Genomic DNA, 19,480 nt, shown 5'->3' with positions numbered 1-19,480 from the left:
TATGATTAGAATTATCACATTCATACTCGCTTTTATTATAATGGGCTATTCTATTTACAGTTGGAATGATGATTCGAAGCAAAGTATGCTCATTTTACAATTACTTTTAGGTTTTATGCTTGCCGGTATGGGGATACACAACGTTAAGAAGGATGAAAAAGAGAATAAGAATATGGGGTTGTTGCTTTTACTTACATCGCTATTTTGTATTATTGTATCGTTAATAAAATATTTTAAATAAACCGTTACTAAGCATATTGAGTAACGGTTTTTTGAGGTTATAATGTGCTATTTATATAACCCCGTCGTATACATTACCGTTAAAGTATGTACAATTTCTTCTAATTCTAGTTCTTTATCATTTTGCACGATTGTCCAAAGAAACGTTTCATTCATAGAGAACCAGCCGCATGCGACAATCTCTTTATTTAACTCAGTTCGTACTAATTCATTTTCCTGGGAATGAGTAATGTCTTGTATAATCCGTGTTACAAAGCGTTCGCGAATCTCATCCCATTTTTGACGTATTTCTTTTGAGGTTCTTATTGCTTCTTCAACAACTTGTAATATAGCTCTTTCTTCTTGTGCTAACTGTAAAAAAGCGCGCACTTGATTCTGAATCATATCTCGTGCTTCGACCTTTGTTTGAGGGGAAAAAGAGCGATCAGCAATATCATAAAAGCGATTCATAACATCTTCCATCAAAACGACGAGGAGAGCATCTTTGTTTTTAAAATATACATATGCTGTTCCATAACCAGTTTCTGCATGTTTAATAATTTGCGTGATTGTAGTTTTCTGAAATCCGTTTTTTATAAACATAGTATAACCGGAATGTAATAGTTTTTTTTTTGTTTCTAAGGAGCGATGTTTTCTTGTTGAAAGAGTAGAATTTTTCAAGGAATCACCTCTTTATACTGAAATATCTGAAAATATAATTGTATTGTAAAAGAAGTTTGTATATAAAGTCAACTGACATAATATCATTGACGTTATATCAATTTAAGTGATATATTTCAATTAGTTAGAATAAAAAGAAAATTAAAAGAAGGTGACACCATGTATAAAGAACCATTTCAACCAACTTATGAGTATGCGCTTGAATGTGATAAACATGATGAACTGAAAGATTTTCAATCTGAATTTTATAAAAAAGAAGGAACAATATATTTAGATGGTAACTCTTTAGGGTTGCTTTCAAAAAGAGCAGAGAAATCGTTACTTACCTTGCTAGATTCATGGAAAGAGTTTGGGATTGATGGATGGACTGAAGGTGAGCATCCATGGTTTTTCCTTTCGGAGAAATTGGGTGAATTGACAGCACCTCTTATTGGATCTTTACCGGAAGAAACGATTGTAACCGGTTCCACGACTGCGAATATACATCAAGTTATTGCGACGTTTTATGAGCCAAAAGGAATACGAACAAAAATTCTTGCGGATGAATTAACTTTTCCGTCAGATATTTATGCACTTCAGAGTCAAATTCGTTTAAAAGGCTTAGATCCAGATGAACATTTAGTACGAGTGAAAAGCCGAGATGGAAGAACACTTTCTGAAGATGATATTATTCATGCGATGACCGATGATATCGCTTTAATATTATTGCCTTCTGTACTATATAGGAGTGGACAAATTCTTGATATGAAGCGATTAACAGCTGAAGCTCATAAACGTGGTATTCATATCGGTTTTGATTTATGTCATTCAATCGGCTCCATTCCGCATCATTTTAAAGAGTGGGATGTAGATTTCGCTGTATGGTGTAATTATAAATATTTAAATGCAGGTCCTGGTGGTGTTGCAGGCCTTTATGTAAATAATAAACACTTTAATAGACTCCCAGGATTATCTGGTTGGTTTAGTTCTAGAAAAGATAAGCAATTTGATATGGAGCATTCATTAACTGCGGCTGACCATGCTGGAGCTTATCAAATAGGGACACCTCACGTATTAAGTACTGCACCATTAATCGGTTCTCTTGAAATTTTTAAAGAAGCTGGTATTGAAAAGTTACGTGAAAAATCATTACATATTACGAGATATATGCTTGATTTAATTGAACATGAATTAAAAGGCTTTGAATTTACAATTGGAAATCCATTAGAGGATGAAAAACGAGGCGGGCATATTTATTTAGAACATGCCGAGGCGGCACGTATATGTAAAGCGTTAAAAGCAAATGGGGTTATTCCAGACTTTAGAGCTCCAAATGGAGTTAGACTTGCGCCTGTTGCTTTATACAATACGTATGAGGAAGTATGGAATTCTGTACAAATCTTAAAGAACATTATGAAAAATGAAGAATATAAAAACTTTGAAAATAAGCGAGAGGTTGTGGCGTAAGCATGAAAACATCGCAGTGGATTGATATTTCACAACCGCTAAATAATGATATCGCGACATGGCCAGGGGATACACCGTTCTCGTATGAAGTTTCATGGTCAAAAGAAGACAGTGGCTCAGTAAATGTCGGAAAGTTAACGATGAGTATCCATACAGGTACTCATATTGATGCACCTTTTCATTTTGATAATGACGGTAAGAAGGTGTTGGATTTAGATATTCAAGTTTATGTTGGTCCAGCACGGATCATTGACGTTTCTAATCTTGAAAGCATCGGGAAAAAGGAATTAGAAAACTTTCATTTAGAAGGTGTAGAACGATTGTTATTACGTACATCTTCACATGGTAAAGCAAATGAATTCCCAGATGTAATCCCGCATTTACGCGCAGATATTGCAGCCTTTCTTTCTGAAAAGGGAATTCGTTTAATCGGGGTGGACGTACCATCTGTTGATCCTTTAGATGATAAAGAACTAGCAGCGCATCATCAATTATTTAAACATGGAATTCATATTTTAGAAAATGTCGTACTAGATCACGTAGTAGACGGCGATTACGAACTTATTGCATTACCACTTGCATTAACAGATGCGGATGGGAGTCCAGTTCGAGCTGTTATTAGACCAATATAAGTAGAAATGAACACAAAGGGGCGTTTGGCTAATATGAAAGAAAATGAAAAGGTAATTATGGAAAAAGGGATTCATACGGATTTTAAGGAGAATATGACGTACGGAGAGTATTTACAGCTAGATAGCTTATTATCTAGTCAACAAAGATTATCAGATCATCATGATGAAATGTTATTTATCGTCATCCATCAAGCGAGTGAGCTTTGGATGAAACTAATTTTACATGAATTGAATGCAGCGATTGAATCTATTAAACAAGATAAATTACCACCAGCCTTTAAAATGTTAGCACGTGTATCAAAAATTCAGTCGCAAATTATTCAATCTTGGGATATTCTTGCGACATTAACGCCATCAGAATATATTGAGTTCCGCGATTCACTTGGTCAGGCTTCAGGTTTTCAATCGTATCAATATCGAATGATTGAATATGCACTTGGTTATAAAACACCACATGCATTAAAAATTTATGAAAAGGACCCAGAATTACATGCTCGTCTTCATAAAGCACTTCATGCACCAAGTTTGTATGATGTGGCGATACAAGCCCTTGTTAAAGAAGGATTTCCAATTCATAAAGATGTGTTAAATCGTGATGTTACGCAGCCTTACGAAGAGGATGCAACTGTAGAAGCGGCTTGGATAGAAGTATATGCGGACGTGCAGAAATATTGGGATTTATATCAGCTTGCAGAGAAATTAATCGATATTGAAGACTGGCTACAACAATGGCGTTTCCGTCATATGAAAACGGTAGAACGAATTATTGGTCATAAAATGGGAACAGGTGGCTCTTCTGGCGTATCTTATTTAAAGCGAGTGCTTGATCAATGCTTCTTCCCAGAGCTTTGGAACGTTCGAACGAAATTATAAAAATAAACTTGTCAGCTATTAAATGCTGGCAAGTTTATTTTTTTGTTTTAATAACAAATATGATTTAATAGAGAGAACGAGATGAACTACAAATATTACATAACCGTTTAGATGGAGGAAGATTTCTTGAATTTCGAGCAATTACAAAATAAATTTGAAAAGAAAAAGGTTAATACATTTCTTGTTTATCAAAAGGGGGAATTAACGACTGAGTACTATAAAACGATAGACTGTGCAAATGACTTATTTAAAATTAATTCGATTACAAAAAGTATCGTATCTATATTAATTGGTATCGCAATTGATAAAGGATTTATAAATAATATACATACACCAATCACAACATGGATTCCCAATGTACCGGAGAAAAAAAGGGAATTAACACTGTATCATTTATTAACGATGACAACAGGAGAAGATTGGCAAGAATTCGGCAATGGGGTTGTTTTCCCGAATGACTTTGTGGAATCAGACAATTGGGCACAATTCATTTTAGAAAAGCCGTTCATTGAAGACGTGGGTATGAAAATGAATTATAACTCAGGTTCTTCTCACTTACTTAGTTACATCATTCAAGAATCAACTGGAATGTCGACGGAGCAGTTCGCGAAAAAGTATTTATTTGATCCATTAAACATTACGGAATATGAATGGCAACAAGACCCGCAAGGTATATATGTCGGGGGATTCGGTATGAAAATGAAATCTATAGATTTATTAAAGTTAGGAAAATTATGTTTGCAGAATGGATATTCGAAGGGAAATGAAATTATATCATCGAAATGGTTAGAGCAATCAAGTACAGCTCTATTTGAAACGTATGAACATGTCGGGGCATATGGATATCACTGGTGGGTGTTAAATAACGAAAGATTTCACATACCGTATTGTATGTATTTTGCTATGGGATACGGAGGGCAATACATTATTATCATTCCGCAGTTAGAGCTCGTAGCTGTTATTAGTAGTCACATGCCCAAACGTGGCCTCGTACCATTAAAGTTATTTATAGAGCATATAAAAGAGAATTCCAATCATAAATAAGAAGAGATAGGAGGTGTTTTATGAGAAGTGCAAAAATGATAGCGATTTATAGACTGTTATTAAGTCTTCTAGCGTTTAGTGCACTTATTACTCAATTTGTTACAAGGGCACAAGTGAAACCATTCAATCCAGTTAACTTTTTTAGTTTCTTCACAATTGAAAGTAATATTTTAGTGGCGGTAATTCTACTATTTAGTAGCTTGGGGACAGCCCTATTTGGACGTTCCGAGCAGTTTGGAGTTCTTCGCGGCGCAGCTACAGTATACATACTGACAACAGGACTTATTTATTTTTTGTTATTAAGGGGATTAGAAGAGTCACTTCAAACACCGATACCGTGGGTCAATACTGTGTTTCATTACATCATGCCGTTAGCGATGATTTTAGATTGGGTTATAAATCCACCTACGAAGACCATTACATGGAAACAGGCTGCGAGTTGGCTTGTTTTCCCGCTTTTATATGTTGTCTATAGCTTAATACGCGGGCCATTCGTGAATTGGTACCCATATCCGTTTTTAGATCCGAGAATAGGTGGATATGGGAGAGTATTTTTATATAGTATAGGGATATCCGTTGTTATTGGAGCTATTTGCGGATTAGTAAAAATGTTAGGGAATCGATCTTTGCATATAAAAAATAATCCTCCTTATTAAGGAAGAAGTACATAAAGAAACCTCTGTCTGTATGTAAAGACGGAGGTTTTTTTGTTTTACCGACTTGTCTTCTGAAAGGACATCTTTAAAAATTCCTCTGTTTTCGTATCAAACTCTACATCCACAAAAACACCATACTCTTTTCCACCCTCACGTAGCCATAATTTAAACTTTTCAACTGTTATTTGAACAGTTTTTGGTTGTCTACCTATATGAAGGTAATCGATAATCTCAGCTTTCGGATATTGTTCTTTCGTTTTTTCAACGGCTAGTTTACCCCATTTTGCATAGGGTGGCTGTGCGTGAACAATAGATGGGTCGGTATGTATATTTGAACATATTGTTATTAAAAAAAATATAAATGCTGTACGTACGAGGAATCGCTTCATAATAAGCTCCTTTTATTCTTTTTGTATATTGTTTACATATTTCTTCAAGCATATAAGTTTGGATTTTTTTGTCTTCTTTACATAAAAGCGAGGGTTTTACAAAACATAACCATGAAATCATTTCCGTAATTAAGGAGGGAAATACATGCGTCAAAAAGCTGTTTTTAAGATAGCGTTCTTGCTTGTCTTTATCGGGCTATCTTTAATGGTAAGTAGTATACAAACCAAAAATGTGGAAGCCTTTTCTAATCAAGTGATTCAAAGAGGGGCATCTGGAGAAGATGTCATTGAACTGCAAACTCGTTTGAAATATAACGGATTTTATACTGGGAAAGTTGATGGTGTTTTCGGATGGGGTACATATTGGGCGCTTCGAAACTTTCAGCAAAAATTCGGATTGCCAGTTGATGGTTTAGCGGGTGCTAAAACGAAGCAAATGCTTGTAAAGGCAACGAAGTATGATAAGTCGACCGCTAATAAAGATACTACAACTAATAAAGGGAACAGTGGTGGAGGTACACAGGAAAATAAGCCGCCAAAAAGTACAGGGACAAATGTTCCAAACGGTTATTCTCAAAATGACATTCAGTTAATGGCAAACGCTGTATACGGAGAATCCCGTGGTGAGCCGTATTTAGGACAAGTTGCAGTAGCTGCGGTTATTTTAAACCGTGTCACAAGTGCATCATTTCCAAATACTGTTTCAGGAGTAATCTTTGAGCCGAGAGCATTTACAGCAGTAGCAGATGGACAAATATATTTAACGCCAAATGAAAATGCGAAAAAAGCCGTATTAGATGCGATCAATGGATGGGACCCAACTGGGAATGCATTATATTATTTCAACCCGGATACTGCGACAAGTAAATGGATTTGGACTCGTCCACAAATTAAAAAAATTGGTAAGCATATTTTCTGTAAATAGAGCGGAGGTGGAAACATGTTACGAGGTATTATCATCGTATTGTTAACAGTAGGTGTAGTCGGAACAGGGTATTGGGGCTATAAAGAGCATCAAGAGAAAAATGCAGTATTAATTCGAGCGGAAAATAGTTATCAGCGTGCGTTTCATGATTTAGCATATGAAGTTGATTTATTACACGATAAAATTGGAACAACACTGGCGATGAATTCACGTTCCTCATTATCGCCAGCTTTAGTAGATGTATGGCGTTTAACATCAGAGGCTCGTTCTGATGTAGGACAATTACCTTTAACATTAATGCCATTTAATAAAACGGAAGAGTTCCTTGCGAATATCGGTGATTTTAGTTATCGTGCAGCGGTTCGTGATTTAGAAAAAGATCCGTTAAATGATCAAGAATATAAAACGTTACAAGGTTTATATTCAAATGCAGCAAATATACAAGATGAACTGAGAAAAGTGCAGCATCTTGTATTGAAAAATAATCTTCGCTGGATGGATGTAGAAATGGCTCTTGCGTCAAACCAAGATCCAGCAGATAACACAATTATCGATGGATTAAAGACGGTAGAAAAGAATGTAACATCATACTCGTCCACAAACTTTGGACCGACTTTTACAAGTGCACAAAAGAATAAAAAAGGCGGATTTGAAGCAAAAGGAAAGGGGATTTCGAAAGCGGAAGCGGAAAAAATCGCGAAATCATTTTTAAACTTAAAAGGGAATGAAAAAGTAGAAGTTGAGAAAAGTGGAAAAGGTGCAAAAGAATCATTCTACAGTGTGAAAATTCAAGATCCAGCAACGAACAATGAGTATTATATGGATATTACCGGAAAAGGTGGATATCCAATTTGGGTAATGAACAACCGAGAAATTAAAGAGCAAAAAATCAGTTTAAATGATGCAGGAAGTAAAGGATTAACATTTTTAAAGGATCACAAGTTTACAAATATGGAGCTGTTTGATAGTTCTCAATATGATAATATCGGTGTGTTTACGTACGTTGTAAATGAAAATGGAGTGCGTATTTATCCAGAAGCAATCCAAATGAAAATTGCTTTAGATGATGGGTCGATTGTTGGTTTTTCCGCAAAGGAATATTTAGCATCACATCAAAAACGAACGATTCCGAGTGCGAAGCTAACCGCTGCTGAGGCGAGAAAGAAAATTAACCCCGATGTAAAAGTTATGGAAGAACGTAAAGCTGTAGTAGTAAATGACTTGCATAATGAAGTACTTTGTTATGAATATATTGGTACTTTAGGGAAAGATACGTACCAAATTTTCATTAACGCAAATAGCGGTGCAGAAGAAAAAGTGAAGAAGATGCAAGCTGTTGAGAAAATTTATGATTAAACATCAATGATAAAGTGGTGAAAATAATGAAAATCATTATATATATGTTAATGCTTTGTTTCGTTATTACTGGATGTAGCATTGGAAAAAAAGACAATCCTAATGAAAAGCCAGAACAAAAAAATGTCTCGATGAAAAATGTTACGTATACAAATAAATCAAATAAGCCAAATGAAAAAGCAGCTGATCATCTGGCATCTTTAGCTGCAAGTATACCTGGTGTAAACGATGCGACAGCAGTAGTAGTTGGGAAGTATGCTGTTGTAGGTATTGATGTGAAAGCGAAACTTGATCGAACTCGCGTTGAGTCAATTAAGTATTCTGTTGCAGAAAGTTTAAAGAATGACCCGAACGGTGCAAATGCAGTCGTTGTAGCAGATGTTGATACGTATGAAAGACTAAAACAAATAGGCAAGCAAATTAAAAAAGGTAAAACTGGTGAAGGCATACTTGATGAATTAGCAGCAATTGTTGGCCGAGTAATGCCGCAAGTTCCAAATGATATGATTGAAAATAGAGAAACGAATCCGATTAAAGATAATGATAAACAATTACCAAAAGATGAAGAACAAGAACTACGAAAAGAACAAGAAGATCAGTCAAATAACCATTTGAAAAAATAGTGAAAACCCCGTACTAAATTGTACGGGGTTTTTCTGTAAGATTAAATATTCAGTTTATTTTCAAGGGAATATATGGTTTAATAATGAGGGGAGGGACAGCCGTTATGATTAAAAAAAGCGCACTCATATTAGGTAGTTTATGCATAGGTTTTAGTATGACAGCGTGTGACCAGAAGAAAGAAGTGAAGAAGAAAACAGCTATGTCTTCTACTATAACGGAAAATAAAAAGCAAGAGACCATTAATATAAATCATTTCTCAAATATTAATGAAGGAATGACTTATTTAGAAGTGAAAGATTTAATCGGTTTTGAAGGGGATTTACTCATAGAAGAAGGGGAAGAACATTCTACACGAATTAAGCAAATTTTTGCTTGGAAAGGAAACGATCCAAAATCATTTGCTAAAATAACATTTTTGGATGGAAAAGTGCATTCTAAAACACAGCAAGGTTTAAGTTAATAACTTGAAGGAATGGGAGAGTTAAGCATGAACATACATACAGGAGAAATACAATTAGTGCCGTATAAGGAGCAATATAAAGAGATAATACAATCATTTACTTTACCAAGTGAACAAGTTCAATTTACGGCGAATCCAGGTGAATTACTGGAGAAAGCGAAAAATGATCGAACGAAAAATGTAGTTGTTATTTTAGACTATAACGGAGTACCTGTCGGTGTATTTATATTACAAACAGGTGATAGGGTACAGGAGTTTACAGAAAATAAGGATGCTATACTTTTAACTTCTTTTTCTATTAATCACAATAAACAAAATAAAGGATATGCTAAAAAATCATTGGCGTTATTACAAGACTTTGTAAAATATTATTATCCAGTAAAAAATGAAGTGATTCTTGCTGTAAATGAAAAAAATATTCCGGCACAAAAGTTATATGAGAAAGTTGGATTTCAAGATAAAGGGTTTAGAAGAATGGGACCAATTGGACAACAATTCATATTACATTTACCTATAACGAGATAATGAGATAACAAAGCTTACTCTTGAAAAAAATCATGTAGTAAGTTTTTTAATTTGAGATATTTTCCGTACATGATATGTTAGATGTATTAAAGTAAGTATTCGAGAAGCATGAAGGTGCAAAACAATTCGATTGTTAAGCATTTAAATACGTGAGGGGTAATCATATGACAATTTATATTGCACTACTACGGGGAATTAATGTAGGTGGACATAAAGTAATCAAAATGGCAGATTTGAAAATAATGTTTGAATCAATAGGGTTAAAAAGAGTGAAAACATATATTCAAAGTGGAAATGTAGTGTTTGAGTCAGAAGAAGAGATAAGTTTTTTAAAGGAACGAATTGAATGTGAAATTAACAACGTTTTTGATTTCAATGTTCCAGTCATGTTACGAGCAAATGATGAATTTATTAATATTATTAAAAAGTGTCCTTACGAGACCCATTCGTTATTAGAAGGAGAAAGTGTACATGTGGCCTTTTTAGCTAATCCACTTTCTGAAGAAGACAGTAAGCGGTTACTTATGTACAAAAGTGACATAGAAGATTGCCATATCGAAGGAAGAGTAGTGTATTTATTTTTCAAAAAAAGCATTCGGAATTCTAAACTAATGAACCAGTTTCAAAAATTACATACGCCAGCTACAGTAAGGAACTGGCGGACTGTGAATAAGCTGAAAGCAATAGCAGAAGGTATTTAAACATAAAAAAGTGGTTTTCTGCATTTAGAAAACCACTTTTTTTATTTATATTGTTTGGCGACAATGAGTTCAACAATTGGGGAAATAAGAAAGGAAGAACAGAGTGCAATAAAGAGTGGAAGGTTTTTTACACCATCCAAATTGGAACCCATAGAAAATCCTTCCGAGCAGAGTAATATAAGGAACATAACACCTACAAGCACGAAATACGCGATTTTAAAGCTTTTATAGGTAATTTGTTGTCCCATCTCATCTTGACTTTCTTCCGATACTCCGTTTGGATCTCCCCATGTAATATGATTTATTAAATTACTAAGTATTAAAGAGGCAGCGAAAATAGTCCCGCCCAAAATTGAACCTTCAGTTATGTATTTGTATGTGCCATGTACAAGTATAGCGATTAAAGATAAAGTTATGATTACAAAAATAATTTTTTTAGTATTCAATATATAATTGCACCTCCACTTTTGTAAAAAACTCTTTACATCCATAGTATAAAATTGGAAAAGTCTTATGTCAAATATTTTTTACATATGAAGTGAGTGTTTATAATTTTTTATTTTTGGGATAAATAAAAAATTAAATTACATTTGAATGTAAAAGAATGGGCTCGCATATATTTGGAAGGGATGTCAGATTAATTTAGGGGGTAGTTATGTCTATTCTTTTAAAAGCTGGTGCAGATGCAGGAAATAATGGTTTGAAGTTAATGGTGAAAGGGCAGGAACCTATTTTTATTCCGAGTATTTATTCTTTATATATAGGTGAGTCTACGGGGTTGTTAGATGAGGGTGAAGTTTCATCGTCAGAATTAGAGAATCACATTGATGTGACCATTAGTTCTCCATCGCTAATGTTAAATAATGTACGATACATCGTTGGAGAAAAAGTGATTCAAGATCAATTAAAAGGTACTGAAGTGGAGAAGAAATCAAATAAATCTACTGATGAATTAATGGTCATTACAATCCTTTCAGGTTTAGCGATAAGTGCTATGCGTCAAAGTCCAACTTCAAGTCATATTAATATTCGTTATGATTTATCTGTTGCTCTTCCAATGCAACTTATTACACAGGAAATTGCTGCTGAAAATGCGAAACGGTATATGGGTAATCACAAGGTCATATTCCATTATCCAAATGGACGCGATGTTACGATTAATGTTTCTATTGAGTTTTGTAAATGTCTACCTGAAGGCGCTTCTGGGACGTGGGGGATTGTATATGATGAGGAAGGAAATGTTGTGAAACATAAAATAGAATGTGAACAAAATCAAGTTTCAGAAATTGATTTTGTAGATAAAACTTTATTGTCTTTTGATATTGGCGCGGGGACAACGGAAGAAGTTGTTTCATTAGGGGTAAATTTCCGTCCGCAATTAAGTAAAGGATTATCATATGGTGTAAAAGAAACGTTACTACAAATTATTACGAGATGGAATCGGAAATATCCTACGAAAACAATTGATAGCATTACAGAATTTAACCAAATTTATTTAAATGAAAAGCACCCAAGAAATGCATTGTTAGTTGAGGAATCGCAGCCAGCATTTTTAGGTTTAGCAGCACGTGTCGCAACGGATATTATTAACAAAATTGATGATATGAAAGACGATCCATATGTATTTATTTATGGTGGGGGCGCAGTTATTATTAAAAATAGCTTAAAAATGATTTTGAAACAAAAAGGACGCTTGAAAAATGTGATCTTTGTAGATAACCCGTTATTCACCAATGCTCGTGGGTTATTAGTATATACATGCTCGCCAAAATATAGAGAGCATAAGCAAAAAGAGTTAGGGTTTACAAACTTAACGATAAGTTAGTTGGTGGAAGTATGCGATCTAGGCGATATAAACGTGGTGATCGAGTGAAAATTAATATTAATAAATCGGTATCGCCTGAAATGATTGCTTGGCTTAATAAACAATCTAATCCAACTAATTTCTTTTTCTTTGCGGCCCAGCAATTATTTAAACAAGTAGGAGATATTGATGTATCAAAAACCTTGCCAAGTAGCCATGTTTTTTCTTTATATATAGAACCATCATCTCTATTAAAAGTTGAAATGAATCCATTTAAACACGTACCACTAGAAAATAGTAAATCCACCGAAAATGTAAAAAAAAAATCGTGGGAATCTGTTGACCAGTTAGATTGTCCATTTTTTTAAGCATAGAAAAATATAGGTAGAGCCCATCACTATACATACGAATGCAGTGATGGGTTTTTGATATTGTATCGTAATCTTTATAAAGTGAAACTATAATCAGTGGGGGTTTTGTTCATCCCCCACTGATTATTAGCCTTCACCAATCGGGCGTTTACGGGCAGTTTATCTCCCACCTAATTTCTTTGCTTCAGCTGAATTTTGAGGTGGGAGATAAACTGCCCACAAATAGCGGGATAAATAGAAGGGGCAAAACAATTTGTGCCCCTTCTAATAGTTGTTCTTATCTTATACGGGATATATGTTCTGAAACTGCTTTAATAATTTTATCCCAGTCATCGGGATGAATCTCGTGCCCTGTACCTTCAAGGGATAATAGCTTTGAGTTCGGAATTTCATCAATAAGTGCGAGTCCATGTTCAAGTGGAAGAGCTGTATCATGCGTACCATGAATTACTAAAGTAGGTACTAGTAACGACTTTAGTATACCTTCATAAGAATCATCACCTGTAAGGAGGGCGTGATTAAACATACTTAATAGATTGTTAGCACGTTCTATTTCTTGCTTTACTTGTTTTAAAGTTCTTGCTTCATCAAATATACGCTTTGATCCACAGAGTAGACGTGATCCTGTAATTAAATATTTCGCTATAACATCTTTATTTGTCCAATCTAAATTTGCACCATTAGCATGATGTGTCAAAATTCTTTCATCCATTGGAGGCAAATCACGAGTATTGTTATCAGATCCAATAACGCTTGTTGCTAGTAATGTTAAGGTCAAAATTCTTTCTGGGTGTTTTACTGCAGCAATTTGAGCAATCATACCTCCTAATGACATGCCAAAAAGGTGTGCCTTGTTAATATGATACGCATCGAGTACTCCGATTGCATCTTCAGCCATATCTGCTACAGTGTAATTGGAAGTCCCAGGCTCATATGTAACAGAACGCCCAACATCACGGTTATCATAGCGAATGACAAACCTTCCTGTGCTAGCCAACCTTTCACAAAATTCTTCATCCCAATAAACCATTGAACACGTAGCTCCCATAATTAATAATATTGCTGGGTTATTAGGATTTCCAAAGCTTTCTGTACATATATCAATACCGTTTACTTTGAAAACTTGTTCACTCATAGCACACTCTCCGTTTCATTTAAAGGTCATTAATAAATAAAGAGAAATATAACTTTGGGTGTTTCTTAGGCGTAAATTAGATTGTATTTAAGTGAAATAAATGTTTTTTGCACTCATGATGCTTAATTAGTAGAGTAGCATAAATATCACCTCCAAACATATTTATTTTCATTCAAGGCGAAAAATTTTGAAAAATAATTGTTTGTTATTAAAATAAACAGCAAGGGGGAGAGGAAATGAAATCAATTGTTATTGATCAATATGGTAGTGTTGAAGAATTAAAAGAAAGACAAGTTCCTAAACCAGTTGTTAAATGTAATGAAGTATTAATACGTATACACGCAACATCTGTCAATCCTGTTGATTGGAAAATAAGAAAGGGAGACTTACAAGAAAAGTTGCGATTTTCATTTCCAATTACATTAGGATTAGATGTTGCTGGAATAGTTGAAGAAGTTGGAGAGGATGTGAATCATTTTAAAATAGGAGATAAAGTGTTTACGAAACCTGAAAATATAGGGAAAGGTTCTTATTCTGAATACATTACAGTGAAATCAAATTTAGTAGCGCAAATGCCTAATAATCTTAATTTTGAAGAAGCAGCATCTATACCTCTTGCAGGACTAACAGCTTGGCAAAGTCTTGTTGATTACGCACAAATAAAAGAAAATGACCGAGTATTAATTCATGCTGGAGCGGGCGGAGTAGGGAGTTTTGCAATTCAAATCGCAAAATCATTTGGGGCCTTTGTCGCAACAACTGCAAGTAGTAAAAATGAAGAGTTTTTAAAGTCTTTAGGTGCTGACCTTGTTATTGATTATAAAAAAGATAAATTTGAAGAGCTACTATCAGATTATGATATTGTGTTAGATACAATCGGCGGAGAAGTACAAGAAAAAAGTTTTCAAATTATTAAATCTGGTGGTGTTCTAGTTTCTATCGTTCATGAACCACGTCATGAAGTAAAGGCCATAAAATCAGGGTTTTTATGGTTGAAACCAAGCGGGAAGCAATTGGACGAATTATCTGTTTTGATTGAGCATGGAAAAATTAAACCTATCATCAGTAAGGTTGTTCCGTTTAATGAAGAAGGAATTAGAGAAGCTCATATTTTAAGTGAAAGTCAGCATGTTAGAGGGAAAATTGTAATTACGATGGAATGATATTTACATAAATATACGAGTGGTGACTATATGAGATGAAAATAGTCACCACTCGTATATACTATAATTTTTGCTATCGTGAATACATTTTTGGACATTCATCACCACTTGGTTCGTAAAAGCAATGGCTTTTAAATTGCCCTGCAAACGGCTGATTATACCATTCGGGTGGACAAGCTCCAACTGGACGGAAATACCAAAGAGCCCATCGTGCTGGCCAGCGCCATTCACCTTGTAAAACTTTTCTTGCGATTTCTTTTTCTGATTCACGGGCACGTTGATAAAAGTAACCGTATTGAACTGCTTCGAATCCGCCAGGGCTTTGATATACTGCATCACGCACAGATCGAAGTTGTTTGAAATCTAAGCAATCACAAAATACACGGTTTACTACAACACATCCAACAAGTTGTTCACCTTGTCGTCCTTCGCCCTCAGCTTCAGCACGGATTAAACGTGCTAGTAAATCAACGTCACTTTCGTTGTATGGAATAAGGGGCATTGTAATACCACCTTTCTTTACCTGTTATAGTAAAGAGTGTATGTTTCAAAATGAGCTAAGTGCATTTTTCTTGAAAATAACTACTAATTTTAAAAAGGAGCTTATGCAGATAAAAGCTAATTATTACATAGAAGATAAAAACGAAAAAGGAGAGGTACTATGCATCGTATTCATAAAGAACATATCATTTACGCAATGTCACCAGAAAATAATCCATGTATTGAAGTAGAAATTGGGAGCCGTCTTGTATTTGAAACATATGATTGCTTTGAAAATCAAATTGATTCTGAAGATGTTGAGTTTCAAGAATTAGATTGGAATCGAATAAATCCAGCGACCGGACCTGTACATATTAAAGGTGCAGAACCTGGTGATATATTAGTCGTAACGATTGAAAAGATTAAAATTGCCGAGCAGGGTGTTTTAACTACAGGTGCGAACCTAGGTGTAATGGGTGATGAGCTAAATGAAAATACAGTAAAAATTGTCCCAATACATAATGGACATGTTTCATTTTCAAATGAACTGCAAATTCCAATTAATCCAATGATTGGTGTGATTGGTACTGCACCGAAAGAAGAGAGTATTTCATGTGGTACACCGCATGATCACGGCGGGAATATGGATTGTAAAGAAATCAAAGAAGGTACAACGTTATTATTACCTGTAAATGTTCCTGGTGCTCTTTTAGCATTAGGCGATTTACACGCTGCGATGGGTGATGGTGAAATTGGTGTTAGTGGAGTAGAGGTTGCTGGTGAGGTAACTGTAACTGTTCAGACTATAAAAGGAAAGAAATGGCCATTACCATTGGCTATTCAAAAAGAAAAAATAATGACGATTGCTTCCGAGAAATTGTTAGATGATGCAGCGAATCGTGCTGTACGTAATATGGTGACATTTTTACATGAAGAATTAGAAATGTCTAAAGCTGATGCAACTCTTTTATTATCAGCAGCAGGTAATTTAAAAATTTGCCAAGTTGTGGATCCACTAAAAACGGCGCGGATGGAACTAGGAATGGAATATGTGGAGAAGTTAGGATTTTCTCTAAATGCATTTCATATTAAATAAGAAAAATAGAAAAAGGATACTTTTGTATAAAAGTATCCTTTTTCTATTTTACGGATTTTGTGAAAAGAGGTAGTATTTATTTATATAAGTATATTTGAGATTGTGGATCAAAAAGGAGTTCAGAGATGGTTAAAATTATGATTGTTGAAGATGATATGAAAATTGCGGAGCTATTATCAACATATGTTGCGAAATACGGTTACCAAGGAATTATTGTAACGGATTTTCAAAATGTGTTAGACATATTTTTAGAAGAACAACCGGAGTTAGTTTTATTAGATATTAATTTACCAAGTTTTGATGGTTACTATTGGTGTCGTCAAATTCGCGGGGTTTCCACATGTCCGATTTTATTTATTTCGGCCCGTGAAGGTACGATGGATCAAGTTATGGCGTTAGAAAATGGTGGCGATGATTTTATTCCGAAGCCGTTTCATTATGAAGTTGTAATGGCGAAAATTCGTAGTCATTTAAGACGTGCTTATGGAGACTATGCACCGAAACTAGAAGAACGAATGATTGAGCAACAAGGTCTTAGTTTATATCCCGAAAGACTTGTATTAAAACTTAGGAACCAAGAGATTGATATAACGAGAAACGAAGCCATTTTATTAGAGATGTTAATGAAAAACCATCCGCGTGTTGTTAGTAGGGAAGTATTATTAAATAAATTATGGGATAGTGAATCTTATGTTGATGATAATACATTAAGTGTAAATACAACACGTGTGCGTAAAAAGTTAAAAACGTTACAAATTGAAGGAGCAATAGAAACAATTCGTAGTGTTGGATATAGATTACATATTACTTGGGATAATGGTATGGAAAAATGATAAGGTTATTTATACGTGATCATATACCACTTATTTGTTTTACTGCGATCCAACTACTAGCCATATTCTTAGTTTATTGGTTTGATGGGCATAATCATATTTCAACGGCATTATATGCAATGTTTTTAGGTGCTTTTTTTATGGTAAGTTATTTAGTATTTCGTTATTTTACACATCGTTCTTTTTATGAACGTTTAGCAAATCCGTTGCAATCTTTGGATGAATCTGTTCAAAAATCTGATTTTGCAGTTTTATCTACTGCTCTCCAAGATTTGCTCGAAGTACAATATCGACATTATCAAAATCAGCTCCAGTTACAAGAGAGGAAAAATAATGATCATTTAACCTTTATGAATCAGTGGATTCATCAAATGAAAACACCTTTATCTGTAATAGAATTAATTACACAAGATGAAGTGGATTCACGTTTTGAAAGCATTAATGAGGAAACAGATAGGTTGAAAAAGGGGTTAGAGATGGCACTGTATGTCGCACGTTTAGAAGCATTTACACAAGATTTTTATGTAGAAAGAGTACAACTACATAAAATAGTGAATGATTCCGTGCATGAACATAAACGCTTTTTTATTCGGAATTTTGTATACCCAGAGCTTGAAATTGATAAGAGTATTACTGTAGAAAGTGATGCGAAGTGGTTACAATTTTTAATTGGACAAATAATATCGAATGCGATTAAATATTCATCAGGTAGTAGAGAAAAGATTAAAGTGAAAGTACGTAAGGAAGGTAATACAGTTGTACTTGAAATTACCGATAGTGGCGTAGGGATACCGAAGCAAGATTTACCAAGAGTATTCAAACCTTTCTTTACAGGAGAAAACGGTAGAGATTTTAAAGAATCAACTGGAATGGGGCTCTATCTTGTATATGAAATTACGAAACAATTAGGACATAGTGTAGGAATCCATTCAGAGGTTGGTAAAGGTACCGTTGTACGAATTATATTTTTTAATGTGTAAATAAGTGAACTAGGCTAAAGAACTTTGGAGATAAGTTTTTTAGCCTTACTTTATCCCGCTTTAATGGGCAGTAAGACCCCCGCTGATTAAAGTTTCACTTTATAGCGATTATATGAAATGGTAAAAGGTCATCTTAGTATGTATAATGACACGCTAATAAATACGATCTTTAAATTAGAAGTATTTAATAAAAAGCTGATAAATAGTTTTTGTAAGAAAAAAGCCACCTCTTTGAAAGAGATAGCTTCATGAATCCATCCTATGAATAGGTGTATCAACATTAATAAGTATAATGTTCGAATTCGTGATATGTTTTGTGGATTATAATAGAATTAGTCTTTTGTTTTTTTATAATACAGTATTGTAATTAAGTAAACAAACTTAATAATGTATATCCAATTAATCCTAAAATAGTGATAGGAACCATCATTAAGAAAGAAGAAATTCGATTAGCATTAGAGCGTTCTAACACAAGAATCAAGATAATCCCGACTATCACTTCGGTATATCCAACAGGTAACATGTGACTATAGTCTTCAAAATTTAAAAGAATGTGAAGTCCATCCGTTACAAAAACTCCACTAATAAGCGCGCTTCCAAATTTATGAAGTGGATTTGTAGTATCTTTCCATAGAAAACCTGCAATTCCAAAGATAGTTCCTCCTATAAATGCACATACAATCCATACAGATATAAAATAAATAGAGTGAGCTACATTTTTAATAACTATTGCATAACCATAATATCCTAATACCATGCCGAGTAGTGCAAGGATACCAGAAAGTATAGCTGTACGCTTAGAATAACTAAAGCTAGCCACGAAAAAGGATGGAACTAACCAAACACTTCCTAGATTAGCTAATGAATGCCAATGTCCTGGAAGTATACCTTGCCCTAATTTAGTTAGTATACCAACAATTATCCCTACTATAATCGGGATGAGAAAAATCTTTAAAAACATATTTAACTTTGTGATTTTTAATGTCCTGTCCATAAATTCAATCCTTACATTAATATTTTCTACAAACATATAATAGCTTATTAAAGGGGAGTAATCAATAAAAATTTATCGAAAAACAATAAGTGA

At 34.3% G+C, this 19,480-nt stretch carries 24 protein-coding genes; 18 read left to right on the top strand and 6 right to left on the bottom strand.

Annotated elements, in window-relative coordinates; all coding sequences use genetic code 11:
- Nucleotide 1: 1 nt before the first annotated feature.
- Nucleotides 2-241 carry a DUF3953 domain-containing protein gene (locus tag QCI77_RS13740; protein WP_002165667.1) on the top strand — a complete coding sequence of 80 codons (240 nt, stop codon included), beginning with the start codon at nt 2-4 and terminating at the stop codon, nt 239-241.
- A 47-nt stretch (nt 242-288) separates the two neighbouring features.
- Here the strand turns inward: QCI77_RS13740 and QCI77_RS13735 are convergent, their stop codons facing one another.
- A complete protein-coding gene (locus tag QCI77_RS13735; RefSeq protein WP_016101297.1) occupies nt 289-900 on the bottom strand; it encodes a TetR/AcrR family transcriptional regulator in 612 nt (203 codons plus the stop codon).
- 159 nt (nt 901-1,059) lie between these two features.
- Between QCI77_RS13735 and kynU the strand changes: the two genes are divergently transcribed.
- The 5 genes from kynU (at nt 1,060) to QCI77_RS13710 (ending at nt 5,551) form a co-directional block, all read left to right on the top strand.
- Nucleotides 1,060-2,346 (top strand): kynureninase, encoded by a 1,287-nt coding sequence (gene kynU, locus QCI77_RS13730; protein WP_002032712.1) that lies wholly within the window; start codon nt 1,060-1,062, stop codon nt 2,344-2,346.
- Nucleotides 2,347-2,348: 2 nt separating this feature from the next.
- Complete coding sequence (gene kynB, locus QCI77_RS13725; RefSeq protein WP_002032714.1) at nt 2,349-2,978, top strand: arylformamidase; 630 nt, start codon at nt 2,349-2,351, stop codon at nt 2,976-2,978.
- Nucleotides 2,979-3,011: 33 nt separating this feature from the next.
- Complete coding sequence (gene kynA, locus QCI77_RS13720) at nt 3,012-3,851, top strand: tryptophan 2,3-dioxygenase (RefSeq protein ID WP_000661975.1); 840 nt, start codon at nt 3,012-3,014, stop codon at nt 3,849-3,851.
- Between the two features lie 126 nt (nt 3,852-3,977).
- Nucleotides 3,978-4,895, top strand: a complete 918-nt coding sequence (locus QCI77_RS13715) for a serine hydrolase domain-containing protein (protein WP_113770859.1) — start codon at nt 3,978-3,980, stop codon at nt 4,893-4,895.
- Nucleotides 4,896-4,915: 20 nt separating this feature from the next.
- The gene (locus tag QCI77_RS13710; RefSeq protein ID WP_002142034.1) at nt 4,916-5,551 is read left to right on the top strand and encodes a Pr6Pr family membrane protein; all 636 of its coding nucleotides are present in this window, start codon (nt 4,916-4,918) and stop codon (nt 5,549-5,551) included.
- Nucleotides 5,552-5,607: 56 nt separating this feature from the next.
- On the opposite strand, the gene QCI77_RS13705 is transcribed toward QCI77_RS13710, so the two are convergent.
- Nucleotides 5,608-5,940: a DUF3889 domain-containing protein gene (locus QCI77_RS13705; protein WP_016101300.1), complete on the bottom strand. Its 333-nt coding sequence runs from the start codon at nt 5,938-5,940 to the stop codon at nt 5,608-5,610.
- Between the two features lie 145 nt (nt 5,941-6,085).
- On the opposite strand from QCI77_RS13705, the gene sleB reads away from it, so the two are divergent.
- The 6 genes from sleB (at nt 6,086) to QCI77_RS13675 (ending at nt 10,531) form a co-directional block, all read left to right on the top strand.
- Nucleotides 6,086-6,865 (top strand): spore cortex-lytic enzyme, encoded by a 780-nt coding sequence (gene sleB, locus QCI77_RS13700; RefSeq protein WP_353825049.1) that lies wholly within the window; start codon nt 6,086-6,088, stop codon nt 6,863-6,865.
- 15 nt (nt 6,866-6,880) lie between these two features.
- Nucleotides 6,881-8,221 carry a germination protein YpeB gene (gene ypeB / locus QCI77_RS13695; RefSeq protein ID WP_113770858.1) on the top strand — a complete coding sequence of 447 codons (1,341 nt, stop codon included), beginning with the start codon at nt 6,881-6,883 and terminating at the stop codon, nt 8,219-8,221.
- A gap of 26 nt (nt 8,222-8,247) precedes the next feature.
- On the top strand, nt 8,248-8,844 hold the full coding sequence (locus QCI77_RS13690) for a YhcN/YlaJ family sporulation lipoprotein (protein WP_002085166.1): 597 nt from the start codon (nt 8,248-8,250) through the stop codon (nt 8,842-8,844).
- Between the two features lie 104 nt (nt 8,845-8,948).
- The gene (locus QCI77_RS13685) at nt 8,949-9,305 is read left to right on the top strand and encodes a hypothetical protein (RefSeq protein WP_002085167.1); all 357 of its coding nucleotides are present in this window, start codon (nt 8,949-8,951) and stop codon (nt 9,303-9,305) included.
- A gap of 27 nt (nt 9,306-9,332) precedes the next feature.
- A complete protein-coding gene (locus QCI77_RS13680; protein ID WP_002013093.1) occupies nt 9,333-9,830 on the top strand; it encodes a GNAT family N-acetyltransferase in 498 nt (165 codons plus the stop codon).
- A 164-nt stretch (nt 9,831-9,994) separates the two neighbouring features.
- Nucleotides 9,995-10,531, top strand: coding sequence for a DUF1697 domain-containing protein (locus QCI77_RS13675; protein ID WP_088033642.1), 537 nt, complete (start codon nt 9,995-9,997; stop codon nt 10,529-10,531).
- A 41-nt stretch (nt 10,532-10,572) separates the two neighbouring features.
- Here the strand turns inward: QCI77_RS13675 and QCI77_RS13670 are convergent, their stop codons facing one another.
- Complete coding sequence (locus QCI77_RS13670) at nt 10,573-10,977, bottom strand: hypothetical protein (RefSeq protein ID WP_353825048.1); 405 nt, start codon at nt 10,975-10,977, stop codon at nt 10,573-10,575.
- A gap of 209 nt (nt 10,978-11,186) precedes the next feature.
- Between QCI77_RS13670 and QCI77_RS13665 the strand changes: the two genes are divergently transcribed.
- Together QCI77_RS13665 and QCI77_RS13660 are read left to right on the top strand one after the other, a co-directional pair.
- The gene (locus tag QCI77_RS13665; RefSeq protein ID WP_002013097.1) at nt 11,187-12,356 is read left to right on the top strand and encodes a ParM/StbA family protein; all 1,170 of its coding nucleotides are present in this window, start codon (nt 11,187-11,189) and stop codon (nt 12,354-12,356) included.
- Between the two features lie 11 nt (nt 12,357-12,367).
- The gene (locus QCI77_RS13660) at nt 12,368-12,703 is read left to right on the top strand and encodes a hypothetical protein (protein ID WP_002085171.1); all 336 of its coding nucleotides are present in this window, start codon (nt 12,368-12,370) and stop codon (nt 12,701-12,703) included.
- A 280-nt stretch (nt 12,704-12,983) separates the two neighbouring features.
- Here QCI77_RS13660 and mleBCA read toward each other — a convergent pair whose 3' ends face one another.
- Nucleotides 12,984-13,841, bottom strand: a complete 858-nt coding sequence (gene mleBCA / locus QCI77_RS13655) for a BCA family alpha/beta fold macrolide esterase (protein WP_353825047.1) — start codon at nt 13,839-13,841, stop codon at nt 12,984-12,986.
- 236 nt (nt 13,842-14,077) lie between these two features.
- On the opposite strand from mleBCA, the gene QCI77_RS13650 reads away from it, so the two are divergent.
- Nucleotides 14,078-15,004, top strand: a complete 927-nt coding sequence (locus tag QCI77_RS13650) for an NADP-dependent oxidoreductase (RefSeq protein WP_353825046.1) — start codon at nt 14,078-14,080, stop codon at nt 15,002-15,004.
- A 73-nt stretch (nt 15,005-15,077) separates the two neighbouring features.
- Here QCI77_RS13650 and QCI77_RS13645 read toward each other — a convergent pair whose 3' ends face one another.
- Entirely contained in the window at nt 15,078-15,506 is a 429-nt protein-coding gene (locus QCI77_RS13645; protein WP_002013108.1) for a cell wall hydrolase, read from the bottom strand.
- A gap of 159 nt (nt 15,507-15,665) precedes the next feature.
- On the opposite strand from QCI77_RS13645, the gene QCI77_RS13640 reads away from it, so the two are divergent.
- From QCI77_RS13640 to QCI77_RS13630, 3 genes are all read left to right on the top strand, one after another.
- Nucleotides 15,666-16,580, top strand: coding sequence for an acetamidase/formamidase family protein (locus QCI77_RS13640; RefSeq protein ID WP_353825045.1), 915 nt, complete (start codon nt 15,666-15,668; stop codon nt 16,578-16,580).
- Between the two features lie 125 nt (nt 16,581-16,705).
- Entirely contained in the window at nt 16,706-17,413 is a 708-nt protein-coding gene (locus tag QCI77_RS13635; RefSeq protein ID WP_002189809.1) for a response regulator transcription factor, read from the top strand.
- Nucleotides 17,410-18,393, top strand: coding sequence for a sensor histidine kinase (locus tag QCI77_RS13630; protein WP_002189808.1), 984 nt, complete (start codon nt 17,410-17,412; stop codon nt 18,391-18,393). Before QCI77_RS13635 ends, QCI77_RS13630 begins: the two co-directional genes overlap by 4 nt.
- 367 nt (nt 18,394-18,760) lie before the next feature.
- Here QCI77_RS13630 and QCI77_RS13625 read toward each other — a convergent pair whose 3' ends face one another.
- Nucleotides 18,761-19,387 (bottom strand): DUF6518 family protein, encoded by a 627-nt coding sequence (locus QCI77_RS13625; protein WP_002189807.1) that lies wholly within the window; start codon nt 19,385-19,387, stop codon nt 18,761-18,763.
- Between the last annotated feature and the right edge of the window lie 93 nt (nt 19,388-19,480).

Origin of the sequence: Bacillus cereus group sp. MG9 (assembly GCF_040459995.1) — a bacterium.
Lineage (GTDB): Bacteria > Bacillota > Bacilli > Bacillales > Bacillaceae_G > Bacillus_A > Bacillus_A mycoides.
The sequence above is the reverse complement of the archived record's forward strand: the minus strand, read 5'-3'. Positions and strand labels throughout refer to the sequence as shown.

Excerpts from the sequence above, each read along its gene's own strand:
- QCI77_RS13740 (WP_002165667.1), top strand. The coding sequence starts at position 2 with ATGATTAGAATTATCACATTCATACTCGCTTTTATTATAATGGGCTAT.
- kynU (WP_002032712.1), top strand. The coding sequence starts at position 1,060 with ATGTATAAAGAACCATTTCAACCAACTTATGAGTATGCGCTTGAATGT.
- kynB (WP_002032714.1), top strand. The coding sequence starts at position 2,349 with ATGAAAACATCGCAGTGGATTGATATTTCACAACCGCTAAATAATGAT.
- kynA (WP_000661975.1), top strand. The coding sequence starts at position 3,012 with ATGAAAGAAAATGAAAAGGTAATTATGGAAAAAGGGATTCATACGGAT.
- QCI77_RS13710 (WP_002142034.1), top strand. The coding sequence starts at position 4,916 with ATGAGAAGTGCAAAAATGATAGCGATTTATAGACTGTTATTAAGTCTT.
- QCI77_RS13705 (WP_016101300.1), bottom strand. The coding sequence starts at position 5,940 with ATGAAGCGATTCCTCGTACGTACAGCATTTATATTTTTTTTAATAACA.
- sleB (WP_353825049.1), top strand. The coding sequence starts at position 6,086 with ATGCGTCAAAAAGCTGTTTTTAAGATAGCGTTCTTGCTTGTCTTTATC.
- ypeB (WP_113770858.1), top strand. The coding sequence starts at position 6,881 with ATGTTACGAGGTATTATCATCGTATTGTTAACAGTAGGTGTAGTCGGA.
- QCI77_RS13690 (WP_002085166.1), top strand. The coding sequence starts at position 8,248 with ATGAAAATCATTATATATATGTTAATGCTTTGTTTCGTTATTACTGGA.
- QCI77_RS13685 (WP_002085167.1), top strand. The coding sequence starts at position 8,949 with ATGATTAAAAAAAGCGCACTCATATTAGGTAGTTTATGCATAGGTTTT.
- QCI77_RS13680 (WP_002013093.1), top strand. The coding sequence starts at position 9,333 with ATGAACATACATACAGGAGAAATACAATTAGTGCCGTATAAGGAGCAA.
- QCI77_RS13675 (WP_088033642.1), top strand. The coding sequence starts at position 9,995 with ATGACAATTTATATTGCACTACTACGGGGAATTAATGTAGGTGGACAT.
- QCI77_RS13665 (WP_002013097.1), top strand. The coding sequence starts at position 11,187 with ATGTCTATTCTTTTAAAAGCTGGTGCAGATGCAGGAAATAATGGTTTG.
- QCI77_RS13660 (WP_002085171.1), top strand. The coding sequence starts at position 12,368 with ATGCGATCTAGGCGATATAAACGTGGTGATCGAGTGAAAATTAATATT.
- mleBCA (WP_353825047.1), bottom strand. The coding sequence starts at position 13,841 with ATGAGTGAACAAGTTTTCAAAGTAAACGGTATTGATATATGTACAGAA.
- QCI77_RS13650 (WP_353825046.1), top strand. The coding sequence starts at position 14,078 with ATGAAATCAATTGTTATTGATCAATATGGTAGTGTTGAAGAATTAAAA.
- QCI77_RS13645 (WP_002013108.1), bottom strand. The coding sequence starts at position 15,506 with ATGCCCCTTATTCCATACAACGAAAGTGACGTTGATTTACTAGCACGT.
- QCI77_RS13640 (WP_353825045.1), top strand. The coding sequence starts at position 15,666 with ATGCATCGTATTCATAAAGAACATATCATTTACGCAATGTCACCAGAA.
- QCI77_RS13635 (WP_002189809.1), top strand. The coding sequence starts at position 16,706 with ATGGTTAAAATTATGATTGTTGAAGATGATATGAAAATTGCGGAGCTA.
- QCI77_RS13630 (WP_002189808.1), top strand. The coding sequence starts at position 17,410 with ATGATAAGGTTATTTATACGTGATCATATACCACTTATTTGTTTTACT.
- QCI77_RS13625 (WP_002189807.1), bottom strand. The coding sequence starts at position 19,387 with ATGGACAGGACATTAAAAATCACAAAGTTAAATATGTTTTTAAAGATT.